Source organism: Paenibacillus lutrae, assembly GCF_009757775.1.
GTDB lineage: Bacteria > Bacillota > Bacilli > Paenibacillales > NBRC-103111 > Paenibacillus_F > Paenibacillus_F lutrae.
Window position 1 is genome coordinate 116,027 of the sequence record NZ_RHLK01000014.1, and the last position, 17,894, is coordinate 133,920.

Consider the following 17,894-nt stretch of genomic DNA (forward strand, 5'->3'; position numbering starts at 1 on the left):
TTATACTAACCTTCAGTAAGGGTGATCTCATGAGTGCAGCAACCCCTGTCGTTGAGTTAAAGCAAATTACTAAGCGCTTTCCCGGCATCGTCGCCAATGACTCCATCAGTTTGAAGCTACACAAAGGGGAGATCCATGCCCTGCTGGGCGAGAACGGTGCTGGTAAATCAACGCTGATGAATATTTTGTTCGGGCTTTATCACCCGGATGAAGGTTCGATCGAAGTCGGCGGGAAACAAGTGCGAATTGACAGCCCTAACCGGGCGATTGAGCTGGGAATCGGCATGGTCCATCAGCATTTCAAGCTGGTACAGCCATTTACCGTCACTGAAAACATCATACTTGGCATGGAGCCGAGAAAAGGCATCAATATTGACTACAAGTATGCCGCTAAGCAGGTACAGAAGCTATCCGAACAATATGGTCTTCAAGTTAATCCCCATGCCCGAATACAAGACATCTCGGTCGGTATGCAGCAGCGCGTCGAAATTGTGAAGACGCTTTATCGCGGAGCGGATATTCTGATTTTTGATGAACCGACGGCGGTTCTGACTCCTCAGGAAATCGCTGAATTGATGGTTATTATGAAAAGGCTGGTTGCCGAAGGCAAATCGATTATCCTGATTACGCACAAGCTCAAAGAAATTATGCAGTTATCCGATATCGTTACGATTATCCGCAGAGGGAAAGTGGTGGATACCGTTAAGACGTCCGAAACTACGACCCGGGAGCTGGCTGAGAAAATGGTTGGCCGAAGCGTTTCCTTCAAAGTGGACAAGAAGCCGGCCGAACCGGCGGATCCCGTCCTTCAGGCAGATAACCTTACGGCCAAATCCCAAAGCGGCATTCCGATCCTTCAGGGGCTTTCTTTTGATGTGAAAGCAGGTGAAATTCTCGGAATTGCGGGTGTGGACGGCAACGGCCAGAGCGAGCTGATCGAGGCCCTGACGGGTCTCAGGAGAATCGATGGCGGTTCGATCCGGCTTCTGGGCAAAGACATTACAAACCAGTCTCCGAGGCAGATCTCGGAAGCAGGCGTGTCCCACATCCCGGAAGACCGGCACAAACACGGTCTCGTCCTGGATTTTACGATGAGTGAGAATATGGTGCTGCAGACGTATTATAAGCCTGCCTTTAACCGAGGCGGGTTCCTCAATTTCGATGCAATCGAGAAACAGGCGTCGCGCCTGATTGAGGCGTTCGACGTCCGCACGCCAAGCACTCAGACGAAGGCCCGGTCCTTATCCGGCGGTAATCAGCAGAAAGCGATTATTGCACGTGAAATCGACCGGAATCCGGATCTACTGATTGCGGCGCAGCCCACTCGCGGGTTGGATGTAGGCGCGATTGAATTTGTTCACAAGCAGCTGATAGCCCAGCGGGATCAAGGCAAAGCGGTGCTGCTGATCTCTTTTGAGCTCGATGAGATTCTGAATGTTTCGGACCGGATTGCGGTCATCTACGAAGGACAAATTGTCGGCGAAGTGAAGCCGGAGGAAACGAACGATCAAGAGCTTGGCCTGATGATGGCCGGCAGTATGAAGCGGGGAGGTGCGGCCACATGAATAAAGTGATGAAATTTTTTATGCGGGATTCCGCTATTGTTCCCCTTGTCGCCATTCTGCTCGGCTTTTTGTTCGGGGCTATCGTGATGCTGATGGGCGGATACAATCCGATTGCAGCTTATTCTTCCCTGTTTTCGCGTGTATTCGGGAATATGTATGACTTCGGAGAGACCTTGCGTGAAATCACTCCGCTTATCATGACCGGTCTCGCGGTTGCTTTCGCGTTTCGCTCGGGACTGTTTAACATCGGCGGAGAAGGGCAATTTATCGTCGGCATGACGGGAGCTTCTTTCGTGGGCATTAAGCTGGCGGGTCTTCCCGCTATCATTCATGCACCGCTTGCCATTATCGTAGGCGCCCTTCTTGGCGGCCTATGGGCGGCGATTGCCGGATATTTGAAGGCAAAAAGAGGCGTCAATGAGGTGATAACCACCATCATGCTGAACTGGATCGCACTCTATCTGGCCAATTACACCGTTAACAATTTTCTGCTTCTTGAAGGCCAGCAGCGTTCCGTGGATGTTCAGCCGTCGGCATCCATCGCGCTCGTAGGGCTGTCCGGTTTCTTCGATAATGCGCGTCTTCACTGGGGAACCATTATCGCGGTATTCGCGGCCTTGTTCTTCTATTTCTTCCTCTGGAAGACCAAGCAGGGCTATGAGCTCCGGGCTGTCGGCCAGAATACGCATGCCGCTGAGTACGCCGGAATGAACGTCAACAAGAATATCGTGAAGGCGATGTTCATCAGCGGGATGTTTGCCGGTCTGGCCGGTGTGTTCGAAGTACTGGGTGTATTCCAGTACCAGACGGTTATGCCGGCTTCTCCGGGCTACGGGTTTGACGGCGTTGCCGTTGCGCTTCTCGGCCTGACTCATCCGTTCGGCGTTCTGCTGGCCGCGGCGCTGTTCGGAATTCTGACTTATGGGTCAGCGGGTATGAGTTTCGGGGCGGACGTGCCGCCGGAGCTGATCCGGATCGTCATCGGTTCCATCATTTTCTTCGTAGCGGCACAAGGAATCGTGCGCTGGATTATTGCCCCTCTCTATTTCAAACGCAAGAAAGAGAAGGTGGTATAGATGGATCTCGTGATTCTGGGCCAAATCATTAACACGACGCTTGTCTTCTCAACAGCGCTCATCTTCGCGGCGCTCGGAGGTATTTTCTCCGAACGTTCCGGGGTAACGAATATCGGGCTGGAAGGTCTGATGATAGCCGGAGCTTTCGCCTCAGCCGTCAGTACGTTCTATGCGCAGGAAGCCGGAATGGGCAGCATGTCCCCGTGGGTCGGCCTTATCGCCGCACTGGTATTCGGGACCTTGTTTTCCTTGATCCACGCGGTAGCGACCATTACCTTCAAATCGGATCAGGTCATCAGCGGTGTCGTCATCAACTTCCTGGCAGCCGGTACGACGGTTTATCTGGTCAAGCTGCTCTTTGAAGGAGCGGGCCAGACGGAGACACTGACAGAAGTATTCGGCAAATGGGCCATTCCGTACCTGTCGGACATTCCCATAATCGGCTATGGCATCTTTACCGCCTATCCGACTACCTACATCGCGCTGATTCTGGTGGCCGTGTCCTACTATGTCTTGTTCAAGACGCCGTTCGGTCTCCGTCTCCGTTCTGTAGGAGAGCATCCGAGTGCGGCTGATACGGTCGGGGTCAAAGTACTGCGTATGCGTTACATCGGCGTTATGCTGAGCGGAGCACTAGCTGGTCTTGGCGGAGCAACGATAGCACTGACTACGACCAGTAACTTCTCGCATAACACCATCTCAGGCCAAGGATACATCGCCTTAGCTGCGATGATCTTCGGTAAATGGCATCCGGTCGGGGCCCTTGGAGCAGCGGTTTTCTTCGGTCTCTCCCAGGCTATCCGCAACTACGTGCAGCTGTTTGCCTGGTCGCAGAACATACCGCAGGAATTCATCTTCATGCTCCCGTATGTGCTGACGATTCTCGTTCTCGCCGGTGCTGTCGGCCGGGCTTACCCGCCTTCTGCACTTGGAGAACCGTACGATCCGGGTAAACGTTAAGGGTTGTATTCACTTTTTTATTGATAGGACAGCAGGCGGAAACCGCACAGAAAAGATGACTTCTGATTTATCAGAAGTCATCTTTTTAATATCCGCAGCTTCTATTAATTCGCTGGCAGCGTCTTTTCTGGAAGATTCCTGTTCATCCGTGTTGCCATATCGCTAGTGCAGGGTACTGAAATTAATGTAGACATATCCGAAGCAAGCTGCATTTATTAAAAATGTGATTCCGGCTGCGATAAGAATGCCTTGAAAAACGCCTGTCTTCCCTTTAACGTGAGAAATAATGAGCAGTGGTATGACATAGACGAGCTGAACAATACCTATGCCCAGATATAGAGGTGCGGCAATCAACCAGATGAGATGACAGGCGGCAACCCAGCCGATTCCTACCGCAACCTGACTACCCTTCCATGGTTGATGAGGATGGGGAGGTTGAGCCTCTCCTGAATCCGGCAGAGCAGAGGATGATTCCCCGGGGACTGACGATTCGTTCTTATTCTCCGTCATCTTAAGCCTCCTGTCTCCGCACGCAGCCCCTCCAGAATCTCCTCCCGGCCATCCCGGTAAAAAAGATTATAAGTATCGAAAGGAATTATTCTTCCGTCAGGGTGGGCGATGTGTACACATGATTTCTTGACGGACCGCACATCAAAATTATAAGGATCGAGAAACTGCATAATGAGCACGCGAAACACATTGTCATATCCGATATGCTCCGGCACAGCTACAGAAGGCAGGCAGCAGAGCAGATTTTTCAGCGACAAGGCGGATGAAGAAGGGGAGTGCGCGGTGGAGAATAATTCGAACACTTGTTCCTTCAAAGTCTGATCCTGCTCGAATACAATCGTGTTGCGGCCGCCGTCCAGCAGAATCTGAGGATCGATCAAGCCGGTTAACGGAATGGCCCCTCCGCCGAGTTTCAGGGCATAACCCATAGCCAGGCAATCAGGATGACAAGGAACCGGAATGATATCTTCCGGCTGGAATAGACCGGACTGTTCGATAATGAGCCGGCGCACTTCACTCAGTGTGAGCCGGTCCGTCGCGGGATCGAACGATTCCGTCCGTCCGGCGGCTTGAATGGGCTGGAAGGTGACGCCCCGGACGGATGGCTGCTGAAGCCCATACCGGATAATGTCGCCCACTTCGCGGTCATTAAGCCCCTTTTTGAGCGTAACGACGAGTGTGGTTGAGATATTGAACTCATTTAAATGCTCAATGGCACGCTGCCGCACCTCTCTTAGATCAGCTCCACGCAGCTCGCGCAATGCTTCTTCTTCAAAACTGTCAAATTGAAGATAGAGTTCAAAGCCCGGCATATAAGCAGCAAGCTTGCGGACGAATTCGCGGTCTCTTGCTATCCGCAGTCCATTCGTATTCACCATGAGATGCTTGATTGGCTTTGTTTTGGCCAAATCCAGAATTTCAAAAAACTGAGGATGTATCGTCGGTTCTCCTCCGCTGATCTGGACGATATCCGGCTCCTCTTCATTGCAGACGACCGCATCCAGCATAGCCTCGATTTGTTCAAGCGAACGCCACGTTTCACGCTTGGGCGAGGATTCTGCATAGCAGATCGGACACTGCAGATTGCACTTGTCCGTGACCTCGATGAGAGTCAGGCAGCTGTGCTGCTCATGATCGGGACACAGACCGCAGTCATAAGGACAGCCATAGCGTATGGGTGTGTTCCAGCGCTGCGGCATTTCCGCAGGTTTAAGAAATTCACGGCAGCGCTTGTAATAGTCCACGTCATCGGAGATAAGCACTTTTTCACGGCCGTGATGTCCGCAATATTTTAATAAATACACATTCTCATCTTCAATAATTACTTTTGCCTCTACTTTTCGAAGACATTGGGAGCATATGCTGTTAGTCAGTTCATAGAACACGTAAGAACGATTTTTGATAGGCATAAGTTACATTCCTTTCCGGATCATAGAAGCTGGTCGGATGAATTTTCGGCGGAACAGGAAAGCGTAGTACAGCATCCCGGCAGCACAGGCAAGCTGGATATTGTTCAATCCCGCGTAAGGGTGAGGTGTGGGTTTAATAAAATCTACCCCAAAGCGGAACAGGAGGTAACTGCTCATAAATAGCATAAACAGGACTCCATCCGGCAGTTGAAGCCGGCCCTTTCTTGTACGCGCTTTCAATACGGCGAGGACTATGCCTAGCACAAGCAGGCAAGCTATTTCATACAGCTGAGTCGGATGGCGGAGAATGCCGTCGCCGAAATCTACTCCGGTAATCCAGCCCGTTGCTGTTCCATAGGTATGATCGTCAAGGCCGGTGAGGAAGCAGCCGATCCGCCCGATCATCATCCCGGCAATAAGCGGAAGAGCCATATCATCTCCGGTAGACAGCGTGTGACCCAATCGTTTCTTGGTCCACTCGACTCCAATCAGCCCTCCGAGCAGCCCGCCTACAATGGTTTTTCCCTCTAAAAGATACGGAAGGTCATTCCAGTGTGCAAGAGTCATGCCAGGGTCTTCGAACCAGTAGAGAATTTTAGAGCCTGCTGCTGCGCCGAGAATGGCACCTGTCAGAATCCAGATGGCTTGGCTGGGAGGCATCTTTTCTTTACTGCGGGTATAGAGGTACAGCCGGAAACCGATGAAATAAGCGAGTGCTTCAAAGAAAAGATGAGGATGTATTTCGATAAATCCGATGTTTACGTATACGGGAAAACCCATAATATCCTCCCTTGTATTAGTAGGTAAATTATACCACACAATCTATTTGTCTAATAAATAACAGGTTATATGTACGAATACGGACCGTATATAAGCAGGAAGGTCTAATTAAGGGCGAAAAAGAACTGAGTTTAGTGAATAAGTAAGATATAAATAATTAGGGAGGTTTGAATAAAGTATAAGAGCATTGGAAGGATGAAAAGAACCTGTATGAATATTGATTATGGCATACGATAAAGAAGTGTCCCCTATAAGAAACTAAGGACACTTCTTTTATTAATCTTGCCTATTTATCGCTAGTTTTACCATCTAAATCATGATGAAGTTCCGTCGCCGGGATTTTAGGTTCATATATTTGTCCCTTTGGTACAGGATTAGCTAAATATACATAATTTCCGGTTCCATCTGGTGCAGTTCCTGTAGCCCAAAGACCTTCTCCAGATTCGGTTCCTTCGGATAGATTCCAGAATTCATAGGCTTCCGGTTGTGATTCCTTCTCTGCTGCTGGAGGGAAGGAGGCAGGAACCACCACTCCATTTTTCTCTTCTAATTCTTGAATGGCTGCCATCCATTGATATTGATGATAACGATCCCTGGCAAGCATTTTGCGGAAGGTTGCGCGAACGCCCTCATCAGTTGTCATGTGATAAAGTCTGGCCACCTGTAATCTTCCTTGGCTTTCAGCGTGAAGGTTGGAACGCATGTCAGCGAGTAAATTACCGCTTGCTATAATGTATGATCCGTTCCAAGGCACTCCATTTGAATTCGTTGGCAATCCGCCAAGGCCGCTTACCAACAAGTGCTGAGGATTTATTCCACCCATAATAGCTGCTGTTACAGGGTCTTTAGCTGCTTCTTGTTGATCCTCAGGAGTAGCCCCATCAAGTAATTGGCTTATTAAAGCGCATAGCATCTCAACATGTCCAATTTCTTCGGTACCAATATCCATAAGCATATCTTTATATTTTTCTTCCCCACGACAATTAAATCCTTGGAAAAGATATTGCATCATTACTGTCATTTCCCCAAACTGTCCTCCAAGAATCTCCTGGACCTGTTTGGCGAATAGTGGGTCTGGACGGTCTACTTTCACTTCAAATTGCAATTCTTTTTGATGACGAAACATGAGATTTCATTCCTCCTACACATATAAATTTAAAATAATAGTAGATACATATATAACCGTTTTTGAGATAATTAAAAACACCCTAACAGCCCCTGATGAACACCGGACGATACGGATTCTTTGTTTCATCGGGATCTGAAAGTTCTACAAACGTTTCATTTCATTCCGGTATTCGGTGGGCGCAATCCCGTAGTATTTGCGGAACTGTTTAGAGAAGTACAGCGGATCATGGAATCCTACGGAAAAAGCGATCTGCTCGATCGTGAGCTCCATACGCTCCCGCAGCAGCTGCCGTGCTTTATCAACCCGCAGCCTGGACAGGAACGAGACCGGTGTTTGACCGGTATGTTCCTTGAACAGCCGCGACAAATAGGCGCGGTTGTATCCGAGCGTCTGCGCCATCGATTCAATCGAGATGTCCTCGGAATACTGCGTGGACAAATAATGCAGCATCTGCTGCACGATCACCTCGGTCCTGGAAGGCCCGGACCCGGATTTCGACACGGCGGGCATTGCCGCATCGGCATACTCGGCAAGCAGCAGCTGCAGATAGCCGAGAGCCCGGCGCGAAGCAGTGCCGCTTTTGTGCCGGAGCGCGCGCTGCAGCCTCCTGAAGAGTCCCGGTACACGGCTGCCCGGCGCCGTGCGGATTACAGGCTGCCCGGGCGTGAACCCGGCGCTGCGGATCAAAGCGCCGGCTTCCGTGCCGGTGAAGGCGATCCAGCAGTAGCGCCACGGGTCAGCGCTGTCCGAGGCATAGCTGACAAGCTGCTCAGGCTCGATGCAGAAGCTGTCCCCGGGACCGAGTTCCAGCTGCCGGCCGCCTGATGTGTAATACCCCCGTCCCGATAGTACAATGTGAATAAGGAAGTAATCAAAGACCTTCGGTCCCAGGCGGTGTGCCGGTTTCGTCTGGCTCTCGCCAGAGAAAAGGACATGCAGCGAAGCGTCTCCGTGGGGAGAAGGGTTGGATACGACGTAGTAGGTGTGGGCAGATGTCATGGTAGTTCTCTCCTTCAACCGGGCATTAGTTATTTTCAATATACCACTCTACCCTCACATTATTCCATGTTGTTCTGACATCCTTCCATAGGAGATGGGGTGGATTTATTTTATAATACAAATGAGAGCGCATCACAATGTATACAACCTGGAATGAAAAACATAGATAGAAAAGGCGGTGCCACAATGGCGGATCTCAGAGCCCTTAGAAAAAAGTTTATTGATCTCTATGGAGGGACGGAGGTAGATATCACAGTTTTCCATGCTCCGGGACGTGTGAATCTGATCGGGGAGCATACGGATTATAACGGCGGTTATGTATTTCCGGCTGCACTTACTTTTGGTACAACCCTTCTTCTTCGCGCAAATGAGGATCGGCAGGTACGTTTCGCTTCGACGAATTTTGAAAGCCGGGGATCAAGGCCTCTCGAAGATATGATATACCGTCAGGAAGATGACTGGATGAATTACCCGAAGGGAATTATCGCCTTGCTCCAGAAGAAAGGGCAGGGCCTGCAATCGGGTTATGATCTGCTCTTTCATGGCGAAATTCCGAACGGAGCGGGTCTATCCTCATCGGCATCTATCGAAGTAGTCACGGCATACGGACTGCTGCAGGCGGAAGGACATCCCATTGACCGGGTGGAGATCGCACTTCTTTCCCAGCAAGCGGAAAATGAATACATGGGCGTCAACTGCGGGATTATGGACCAGTTCGCTGTTGCCAATGGACGCGAGGATCATGCTATTCTGCTCATGTGCGACACGCTTGATTACCGGCATGTTCCATTCCTCAGCGGAAGTTATAAGCTCGTCATCGGCAATACCAACAAACGGCGCGGACTTGTGGATTCCGCCTATAATGAGCGAAGGAGCCAGTGCGAGCAGGCAGTAAAGGATCTGCAGGTACGCTTCCCGGATCTTGCTCTGCTTGGTCAGCTGAGCCTGGAACAATTCGAAGCAAATAAAGACGTCATCACCGATGAAACGGTTCGTCGCAGGGCGCAACACGTTGTAGAAGAAATTGACCGGGTACTCCGGTCCATCGACGTGCTGCAAGCCAATGATCTCGAGGCGTTCGGGAAGCTGATGATTGGCTCACACGAATCCTTGCGTGACCTGTACGAAGTAACCTGCCGTGAGCTGGACGTGATGGTGGAAGAGGCACTTAAAGTGCCGGGTGTACTTGGCTCACGCATGACAGGTGCGGGTTTCGGAGGCTGTACGGTATCTCTCGTGCACGAAGACAGCATCGACCGGTTCCGTGAGGAAGTCGGCCGCGTATATACAGAGAAGACCGGATTGAAGGCTGACTTTTATGTATGCAGCATCGGTGATGGTGTTAACGAGGTGAAGTAAGGCTTGCGAAAATAGTTCGATTACGTTGTACCGGATTATGTAAATACGTGGAGGGGGATCATATATGGCAATTATGGTGACAGGCGGAGCTGGGTATATTGGTTCGCATGCAGTGGCAGAGCTTCTGGCCAAAGGAGAAGAAGTGGTTATTGTTGACAATCTGCAGCAGGGACATCGTAATGCGATCCTCGGAGGCAGCCTGTATGTGGGAGATTTACGGGACGCAGATTTTATGGATACGGTCTTCCGTGAGAACGAAATCGACGCGGTTATCCACTTTGCGGCTAATTCTCTTGTAGGAGAGAGCATGACGGACCCTGCTAAGTATTATCACAACAACGTTTACGGAACTCTATGTCTTCTGGACAAAATGAAAGAATACGGTGTTCAAAGAATTGTATTCTCCTCTACCGCTGCCACTTACGGTGAGCCGGAGAATACTCCGATTCTCGAGACGGACCGTACTCAGCCGACGAATGCTTACGGTGAAACGAAACTCTCGATGGAGAAAATGATCAAATGGTTCGATCATGCCCATGGGATCAAATCCATTTCACTTCGTTATTTCAATGCGGCGGGCGCGCATGAGAGCGGTCAAATCGGTGAAGACCATCAGCCTGAAACGCACCTGGTGCCTTTGATCCTGCAAGTTGCGCTTGGGCAGCGCCAGCATATCTCCGTTTTCGGTGAAGACTACGACACGCCGGACGGCACCTGCATCCGTGACTACATCCACGTAAGTGATTTAGCTGATGCCCATGTGCTGGCAGTAGAGAAACTGCGTCAGGGCGGCGCAAGCGGCGTCTTTAACCTTGGCAGCGGCAACGGATTTTCGGTTAAAGAAGTGATCGATATCGCCCGCGAAGTAACCGGGCATCCGATTCCGGCTGTAGCAGAAGCGCGTCGTGCCGGTGATCCGGCTGTGCTTATCGCTTCATCGGACCGGGCAAGAGAGCAGCTTGGCTGGAAGCCAAAGCGTGACAACCTGCAGGCGATTATCGCGAGTGCCTGGGCGTGGCACCAGGCGCATCCGCAAGGGTACAAAGACTGGAAGTAGACGTGACCCCAGACAGAGATGAATAGAGGATGCAGTACAAGATCCTACTGCGGCCCAGAGGGGCTAGGGAGTGAGAGGAATGGAAGGCTTGGAATCAAGAAGTGAGGAAATGAAAGCGTCAGAGGCTGCGCGAACCGTGGAGCAGCTGCTTGCGTTTGCTTTACGACAAGGAATGATCGGGCCGCTGGATATTTGTTCGGCACGCAATGCGCTGCTTGAAGAATTGGGACTTTCAGAGCCATGGAACGGTCAAGCTGGTGAAGCCGGTGAAAACAGTGAATCAAGTAGATCCAATGAATCCGGTGAATCCGGTGAATCCAGTAGATCCGTACCGAAGGAACCCGTGGAGCTGCTGAACGTTTTGCTCGACTATGCTTGGGAGAACGGACGCCTGGAAGCCAATACGGTCACATACCGTGATCTGCTTGATGCCAAATTGATGGGTTTTCTGATGCCGCGACCTTCGGAGGTGGCGCGGAATTTCAGGGAGACCGCCGATCAGCAAGGGATTGATTCTGCAACAGATCAGTTCTACCGTCTCTGTATTGACAGTAATTATATCCGGATGGACCGCATCCGTAAGAACGATTACTGGCTCGCACCGACTCCCTATGGGGATATGGAGATTACTATTAATCTCTCCAAGCCGGAGAAGGATCCCGTTGAGATTGCACGGCTGAGGACGATGAAGCACAGTTCCTATCCGCAGTGTCTCCTCTGTGTGGAGAACGTGGGGTACGCAGGCCGGCTGGATCATCCCGCCAGACAAAACTTGCGGGTTCTTCCGCTAACCATTGACGGGGAAACATGGTATTTTCAGTATTCCCCTTACGTCTACTACAATGAACACTGCATCATTCTGAACGAGAAGCACGTGCCGATGCAGATATCGGAGCGCACGTTCCGCAGACTGTTCGATTATATCCAGCAGATGCCTCACTATTTCGTCGGTTCCAATGCGGACCTGCCGATTGTGGGCGGCTCCATTCTGAATCACGACCATTTCCAGGGCGGCCGGCACAAGTTCCCGATGGAGCTTGCTCCCGTTGAAAGATGCTTCAAGGCAGCTTCCGTGCCGGACGTCTCGATCGGCATCGTCCAGTGGCCGATGTCCGTTGTGCGCCTCTCCGGCCGCAGCCGTGAAGACGTGCTGAAGCTTGCCGATCAGGTGCTGGCCTCCTGGCGCGCTTACAGCGACCCTGCCGCCGACATTCTCTCGGCGACGGTTCAAAGCGATGTCACCGTGCCTCACAACACGGTGACTCCCATCGCCCGCTTCAATGCCGCGGGCGAATACGAGCTTGATCTCGTGCTGCGCAACAACCGCACGAGCGAAGAGCATCCGGATGGGATTTTCCATCCGCACGAGCACCTGCACCACATCAAGAAGGAGAACATCGGCTTGATTGAGGTGATGGGTCTTGCCGTTCTTCCGGGGCGCCTCCAGGAAGAACTGTCCGGTATCGCCCGGTACCTGACGGGCGAAGAGTCTTGGGATGGTGCGGATGGCCTCGTAACCGGACATCCGCTTCACAAGCACGCTGCCTGGATCAGCGAGCTGGTTTCCCCCTCCGGCGCCAGCTTGACTCGGCAGGCCGCAGCAGGGCTGCTTGAGCAGGAAGTCGGCATCAAGTTCAGCCAAGTGCTTGAAGACGCCGGTGTCTTCAAGCGCGATGAGCCCGGGCAGGCCGCATTCGATCGCTTCCTCGGAAGCGTTGGATTTGCCTTGGCCTGCGAGTAAATTCTCCCCGGCACCTCCATCTGTGCCGGAATTCAAAAAAACCTTACACATCCCGCTGATTGATGTAGAGGGACCTGTAAGGTTTTTTTAATAGCCCATGGATAAGGAGCCGGTATAGGTTGCGTATGGAAGCGGACCTGACTGTACTGTAAGGCGGACGGCAATACACGGTTAATTATTTGTATACCCCGAGAACCAGTGCATCGCGCACACTTTCCAGAAGAATCCCGAGTTCCTTATCGAAAATTTCTAGTTCTTGAATCCGGGAAGTAAGCAGATCCGTTTGTTCGGACAGGTCATCCGCTGCCTTTCTTAATTCCCCGAGTTTATACCGCTCGTTTTCATAGGCTTCGGAACCTTCGCGGTGAGAAGACAGCAGCGTATCTACTGCCGATATGTGATGTGGCTGCAGCATTGGAGAAGTGTAAGGGGAGGAGGACAGGCTCTTCATGTATGCCTGCGCCTGTTTAACTTCATCCAAGTGACGGGTGTCTGTACTGCTTTTGCCCGGCGGCAGCAGACCGATTCTTGCGCAGCTGCATTTGAATTCATCGATCTTCTCGTTTGTTTTAGTAGGACGATCCATTACAGTAAGGGACACAGTAGACCAACTCCAAGTCGCTATTCGATAAGATTTGCTCCCGGTTATGTACTGTGCTTATACATTTCGTGCCTTTATGTACATTGGGAGTGGACATTCAACTTCTGTTATTATAACTTTTCAATTAGCAGAAACCAACCGGTGTATGATTTTTTCAATTGGATGGAAAATGCAAAAAAAGACATCCCGGATACCTATAGTGGTTCGGGATGTCTTTCGATTTTAGGGGGCTTAGCCCTTTCTTGCCAGAAGAGTAAACGATTTTGGAATCCCTTTATCGTATACATCTGACGAACGGTTAGGCTCTTCATCCAGTCGTTCTATGATTAAACCGGCTGAAGCGGCCGCGGTCACAATCTCTCCGAGGGTCCATTTGCGGTGCTTTACTTTGATGAGAGAGGCCTCGTCCTGACCGGGCAGGAATTTGGAATAGGCCACATCGGTTTCTTCTATAGAGGTGTCAAAATAATCGCCCGTCACTTTATGTTTACGTATCTTAGCCGTTGTGCCCCGGGATGAAATCAGTTTGGTCGTAATCGGATGGAAATCTTGAAGAATGAGCCGCCCTCCCGGGGCTAGCAGTTTACGGATTATTTCGAATAAAGGCTGCAGATCGAGAAAATAATGAAGAATACCAAATTCCATCACAGCCAGCTGATAATCTCCTGTCAGTTCTTCTTCCGGAAGCTCCAGTACATCCGCTGTCACGTAACGCACATTCACATCCGCAGCCTGGGCAAGCTCTGTTCCGTATTTGGCGTTCTCGGCTGCTATATCGATCACCGTTACTTCACGGGCGCCGAGCAGCGCTAGCGCAACCGCTTTACTGCCGTGTGAGCCCAGAAGGTTCACCGCTTTTTGCCCGCTGAGATCCCCGAGATAGCGATAAAAGGACCGCACCGTTCCTTCGGGATTGCGCCGGATTTGCTCAGCAGCCGCTCCCGGCGTCCCGAACCGGTTAATCCAGGCTTCATAAGCGTGCTGATTCCAGGCTGATTGATTATGCTCGCTGAATTGTTTTTGCACGGGGATTCCTCCTTTTGTTCCACAATCATTCATCTTATAATAAAAACAGCGGCAATTCCATCCGATAATCAGATTTTTGCCCAAAGGAGGAAACGGGATGAAATTTAGAGTTTCAGCCGTGCAGCATCGATTGCACACCATTTCAAGCTTTCAGGAGTTTGCCGTTCAAGTCGAGCACTATGTCAAAGCCGCCCAGGAATTCGATGCCGATTTCGTGCTTTTTCCTGAATTATTTACAAAACAGCTAATGTGTATCCCTTCCGAGGAAGGGAAAGCTCGATCTATAGAAGAATTGCCTGCCTTTACCGAATCCTATTGATTTAACCTTACTTGAAGAGGTGCGCGAGAAGGGTTCTGTCACCACATGGCGCGACCGCAGGACGGATTTATATACGGATTGGAAATAGGAACATGAGGTCACGGTTATATAAGATCCGAGATCTGGTATCCGTCAGAAGCAAAGGAGATGTACAGCATGGCGTATGAAGAATCCGCGAATTCACCCCTTTATTTGAAGAAAATATACGTATTCGACGGGGATAAGCCCGTACCCGCTATCATTAGAAACTATGTGAATGAGGACTTTGAGGGATTGATTGAGCTGCAGCAGGCGAGCTTTCCTCCTCCTTTTCCGGAAGAACTATGGTGGAAGGAAGAACAGCTTCAGAATCATGTTGATTTGTTTCCGGAAGGGGCAATCTGCATCGAAATCGGCGGCAAAATTGTTGGTTCCCTGACTGCAATGCGGGTACATATAGACCCTCTGAATCTGGAACATACATGGAGAGAGATAACGGACGGAGGGTATATTCGCAATCATGATCCCGATGGGGATTCCTTATACATCGTAGATATTTGTATTCTGCCTGCATTCCGCAACATGGGTCTCGGCAAATGGCTTATGTCCTCGATGTATGAAACGGTCGTTCACCTGGGCATAACCCGCCTTATTGGCGGAGGAAGAATGCCGGGGTACGCAGCGCAGGCGGCCCGGATGACGCCGGATCAATATGTGGATGCGGTCGTAACGGGCCTGCAGCGAGACCCGGTTCTTACATTCCTGCTGCGGTGCGGACGTATGCCTGTACAGGTGCTCTCTGGATACTTAGAAGATGAAGAATCCCTTAACTATGCCTGTTTGATGGAATGGCGCAACCCTTTTTTATAAGAGGAAAGGGATCTAACATACGAATGAAAGCACGGATGAAAGCACGTTTGAAAGGATGATTGAAATGGAATATAGGCGCATTACCCATATCCAAGACCCTCTATTTAAGAAAATGCATATATTAATGCAGGAAGTTTTCCCGGCGGAAGAAGTGCTTGATTTTGATCTCTGGAAAGAACCGCTGGAGGATCCGGATATTCGTGTATTTGTGGCTGTGCATGAGGGCGAGGTAGTAGGAGCTACGGAATACCGGTATTATACCGATTTAGGAATCGCGATGACAGACTTTACGATCATAGGCCGTCCCGGCCTTGGGATCGGGAGATTCCTAAGCCGTCAGCGGCAAGAGGATCTGGGCCGGTTAGCCCTGGCGGGCGATAAGCCCATGCTCGGCATGATTGCCGAAATTTATGATCCGTATCGTATCCAGAATCATGCCTTCGGCGGAGTCAAACCGATGGATCCCTTCGTCCGGCGAGAGGTCCTTTCCCATTTGGGCTACCGCAGACTGGATTTCGAATACGTTCATCCTTCTTGGCAGAACGACGGCGAGGCGGTTAATGAACTCGATTTGTGCTTCATGCCTTCCGACGAGGATATGAGTGCTCTGCCGTCTTCACTGGTGGCGGATTTTCTGACCCGTTATTATACCGTGCTTGAGAACAAACCGGATACCTGGCAGCGAATGATCGAGGGTCTGCGTACATCGGAGCGGATCGCCCTTTTGCCCATTTAGATTTTTGAAAAGAGGTTGGCGTTTTTATGGCAGATGCTATCTCCTCCCGCTCAAGCGGGTTTCAGGATGATATAAGTTCCATTAATGTTGAGATTCGTGCTATTCGAGGAGGATTAGGACAAGATTATCTCCGGCAGCTGGAGATTCTTGCAGAACAGTGCCGCAAGCAGGAACAGCTTAACGTCAAGTTGAACTGGAACATGCTTAAGGACCGGTCTTTGGACCGCACGGATGATTTTGCTGCTTTCCATAACGGCAAGCTGATCGCATTTCTCGGGCTTTACAGCTTTCAGGATTCAGAAATTGAAGGGAGCGGACTTGTTGATCCGGGCTATCGCCGTCAGGGGATCTTTAGTCGGCTTCTGCAGCTGGCCGCTCGTGAATGTGCGAAGAGGGAGATCCCCAAGATGATTCTGATCTGTCCCCGTTCATCATCCGCAGCACTCGGCTTTGTTAAAAAACTGTCTGCTTACGCATTCTCGGAATATGTGATGAAATTTGCGCCCGATGAAGGTCGAGATCAGCCTGAACCGGCTTCTTCTGGTGCCCGCACAGTCCAACTCCGGCAGGATTATCGTCAAGAAGCGGATCGAGAGATTCGTACCCGGCCTGCGCAGCTATCGGACACCGAACTGTTGGTGAGGTTAAACTGTGATGGTTTTGTAATGTCGGAGGCTGATTCACGCACCTATGTGGAAAGCACTCTTAATAAGTCACCCGGCAACTATACACGAATAGTAGAAATGAACGGGGAGGCTGTCGGTAAGCTTGGTATCATTGTGACAGGCTCTGAAGCGTATATAGTTGGTTTCGTAATTTCACGTGGTTACAGGGGGCGTGGGATCGGCCGGATCATCCTTATGGAGACTGTTGATTATATCAAACGCGAATTAAAAACAGGGGAAGTTAGATTGGAAGTAGCGGTTGTGAATGATCATGCACTCGGTTTGTATCAATCTTGCGGATTCCATATCGCAGATGCGAATGATTATTATGAAACACCGCCCGAAGCTTGTCTCCGGGATCTGGCTGTTAGAATATATGAATAGAATGTTTTGTAAGACTTTTTGAAAAACAAACCCATCCAGTAAAAAAGTGGCCGCCAGTCTCCTTGGCGGCCGCTTTCTTATTTCTCTTCGGCTGGTCCTGAATTCAGCTTCTCCTGGTTACGTACAGCATGTTTGTCCTCGGCTAATTCAAGAGTATCGTTTACGAATTCCATATCCTGATTGTCTGCGTTCATATTAGTAGTACCGGTATAGTCGCCTCTATGTGTTGAATTCTCCACGCGATTCACCCCTGTCGGTATTGTTGAAGGTTCGATATATCTTCTGTCAGATTCCGAAGGTTTATACCGGAAGTAAGGGGAGGTTAGTTTAAGAGCTGCGGACCATCTTATCTAGGTATAGAAAGGACGGGAAAAGGAAATGATGTTAGGGTTATTAGAGGTTAGCGACAACTGGAATAAAAAACCTGTTGCAATCAAAATTCAGGCATGGTACATTAATTGAGCTGAAGCGGACAAGTCGTTTGAAACATGAACGAAACGCACATTAGCGATATGAAATTAAAAAAAAGTGCTTGACTCAAATAACGCAACATGTTATTATGTAATTCCGGCCATGAGAAACGCCGGTACAAATGAGTGACACGCAAGAGATTGTCCTTTGAAAACTGAACAACGAGTGATTGAAACGTCTTGAGCAATCAGGACGCTAAACAGAGAAGAAATTCTCGTCAGCATTGAATTTTTGAGCTATTCAGCTTGAGATAAACGT

Annotated in this window: 17 protein-coding genes and 1 pseudogene; 10 read left to right on the forward strand and 8 right to left on the reverse strand. The window is 50.2% G+C overall.

Annotated elements, in window-relative coordinates; translation table 11 throughout:
* The first annotated feature begins 29 nt into the window (after positions 1-29).
* Genes EDM21_RS19590 through EDM21_RS19600 form a run of 3 tightly spaced genes read left to right on the forward strand, consistent with a single transcriptional unit; the run spans position 30 to position 3,601 of the window.
* A complete protein-coding gene (locus EDM21_RS19590; RefSeq protein ID WP_157338130.1) occupies positions 30-1,565 on the forward strand; it encodes an ABC transporter ATP-binding protein in 1,536 nt (511 codons plus the stop codon).
* Complete coding sequence (locus EDM21_RS19595; RefSeq protein ID WP_157338131.1) at positions 1,562-2,641, forward strand: ABC transporter permease; 1,080 nt, start codon at positions 1,562-1,564, stop codon at positions 2,639-2,641. The genes EDM21_RS19590 and EDM21_RS19595 overlap by 4 nt, the downstream gene beginning before the upstream one ends.
* The gene (locus EDM21_RS19600) at positions 2,642-3,601 is read left to right on the forward strand and encodes an ABC transporter permease (RefSeq protein ID WP_157338132.1); all 960 of its coding nucleotides are present in this window, start codon (positions 2,642-2,644) and stop codon (positions 3,599-3,601) included.
* Positions 3,602-3,763: 162 nt separating this feature from the next.
* On the opposite strand, the gene EDM21_RS19605 is transcribed toward EDM21_RS19600, so the two are convergent.
* The 5 genes from EDM21_RS19605 to EDM21_RS19625 all read right to left on the reverse strand — a co-directional run bounded on the left by EDM21_RS19605 (position 3,764) and on the right by EDM21_RS19625 (position 8,428).
* On the reverse strand, positions 3,764-4,111 hold the full coding sequence (locus EDM21_RS19605; protein WP_157338133.1) for a hypothetical protein: 348 nt from the start codon (positions 4,109-4,111) through the stop codon (positions 3,764-3,766).
* Entirely contained in the window at positions 4,108-5,520 is a 1,413-nt protein-coding gene (locus EDM21_RS19610; RefSeq protein WP_157338134.1) for a radical SAM protein, read from the reverse strand. Before EDM21_RS19610 ends, EDM21_RS19605 begins: the two co-directional genes overlap by 4 nt.
* Before the next feature lie 3 nt (positions 5,521-5,523).
* On the reverse strand, positions 5,524-6,300 hold the full coding sequence (locus EDM21_RS19615) for a prolipoprotein diacylglyceryl transferase (RefSeq protein WP_157338135.1): 777 nt from the start codon (positions 6,298-6,300) through the stop codon (positions 5,524-5,526).
* A 286-nt stretch (positions 6,301-6,586) separates the two neighbouring features.
* Positions 6,587-7,426, reverse strand: coding sequence for a manganese catalase (locus tag EDM21_RS19620; RefSeq protein WP_157338136.1), 840 nt, complete (start codon positions 7,424-7,426; stop codon positions 6,587-6,589).
* A 144-nt stretch (positions 7,427-7,570) separates the two neighbouring features.
* Positions 7,571-8,428 (reverse strand): AraC family transcriptional regulator, encoded by an 858-nt coding sequence (locus EDM21_RS19625; protein ID WP_157338137.1) that lies wholly within the window; start codon positions 8,426-8,428, stop codon positions 7,571-7,573.
* A 186-nt stretch (positions 8,429-8,614) separates the two neighbouring features.
* Between EDM21_RS19625 and EDM21_RS19630 the strand changes: the two genes are divergently transcribed.
* The 3 genes from EDM21_RS19630 to EDM21_RS19640 all read left to right on the forward strand — a co-directional run bounded on the left by EDM21_RS19630 (position 8,615) and on the right by EDM21_RS19640 (position 12,585).
* A complete protein-coding gene (locus tag EDM21_RS19630; protein ID WP_157338138.1) occupies positions 8,615-9,787 on the forward strand; it encodes a galactokinase in 1,173 nt (390 codons plus the stop codon).
* A gap of 64 nt (positions 9,788-9,851) precedes the next feature.
* Positions 9,852-10,844 carry a UDP-glucose 4-epimerase GalE gene (gene galE / locus EDM21_RS19635; protein ID WP_157338139.1) on the forward strand — a complete coding sequence of 331 codons (993 nt, stop codon included), beginning with the start codon at positions 9,852-9,854 and terminating at the stop codon, positions 10,842-10,844.
* Positions 10,845-10,923: 79 nt separating this feature from the next.
* The gene (locus EDM21_RS19640; protein ID WP_201280816.1) at positions 10,924-12,585 is read left to right on the forward strand and encodes a UDP-glucose--hexose-1-phosphate uridylyltransferase; all 1,662 of its coding nucleotides are present in this window, start codon (positions 10,924-10,926) and stop codon (positions 12,583-12,585) included.
* A gap of 175 nt (positions 12,586-12,760) precedes the next feature.
* Here the strand turns inward: EDM21_RS19640 and EDM21_RS19645 are convergent, their stop codons facing one another.
* Complete coding sequence (locus EDM21_RS19645; protein WP_157338140.1) at positions 12,761-13,186, reverse strand: hypothetical protein; 426 nt, start codon at positions 13,184-13,186, stop codon at positions 12,761-12,763.
* A 231-nt stretch (positions 13,187-13,417) separates the two neighbouring features.
* Positions 13,418-14,212, reverse strand: coding sequence for a methyltransferase domain-containing protein (locus EDM21_RS19650; RefSeq protein ID WP_166542096.1), 795 nt, complete (start codon positions 14,210-14,212; stop codon positions 13,418-13,420).
* Between the two features lie 97 nt (positions 14,213-14,309).
* Between EDM21_RS19650 and EDM21_RS19655 the strand changes: the two are divergent.
* From EDM21_RS19655 to EDM21_RS19670, 4 genes and pseudogenes are all read left to right on the forward strand, one after another.
* Positions 14,310-14,528: pseudogene (locus EDM21_RS19655) on the forward strand (carbon-nitrogen hydrolase family protein); the annotation flags it as partial.
* 159 nt (positions 14,529-14,687) lie between these two features.
* Complete coding sequence (locus EDM21_RS19660) at positions 14,688-15,380, forward strand: GNAT family N-acetyltransferase (protein ID WP_157338142.1); 693 nt, start codon at positions 14,688-14,690, stop codon at positions 15,378-15,380.
* 64 nt (positions 15,381-15,444) lie between these two features.
* Positions 15,445-16,116: a GNAT family N-acetyltransferase gene (locus EDM21_RS19665; protein WP_157338143.1), complete on the forward strand. Its 672-nt coding sequence runs from the start codon at positions 15,445-15,447 to the stop codon at positions 16,114-16,116.
* Positions 16,117-16,142: 26 nt separating this feature from the next.
* A complete protein-coding gene (locus EDM21_RS19670) occupies positions 16,143-17,165 on the forward strand; it encodes a GNAT family N-acetyltransferase (RefSeq protein ID WP_157338144.1) in 1,023 nt (340 codons plus the stop codon).
* A 77-nt stretch (positions 17,166-17,242) separates the two neighbouring features.
* Here EDM21_RS19670 and EDM21_RS19675 read toward each other — a convergent pair whose 3' ends face one another.
* Positions 17,243-17,404 carry a hypothetical protein gene (locus tag EDM21_RS19675; RefSeq protein ID WP_157338145.1) on the reverse strand — a complete coding sequence of 54 codons (162 nt, stop codon included), beginning with the start codon at positions 17,402-17,404 and terminating at the stop codon, positions 17,243-17,245.
* Positions 17,405-17,894 lie beyond the last annotated feature (490 nt).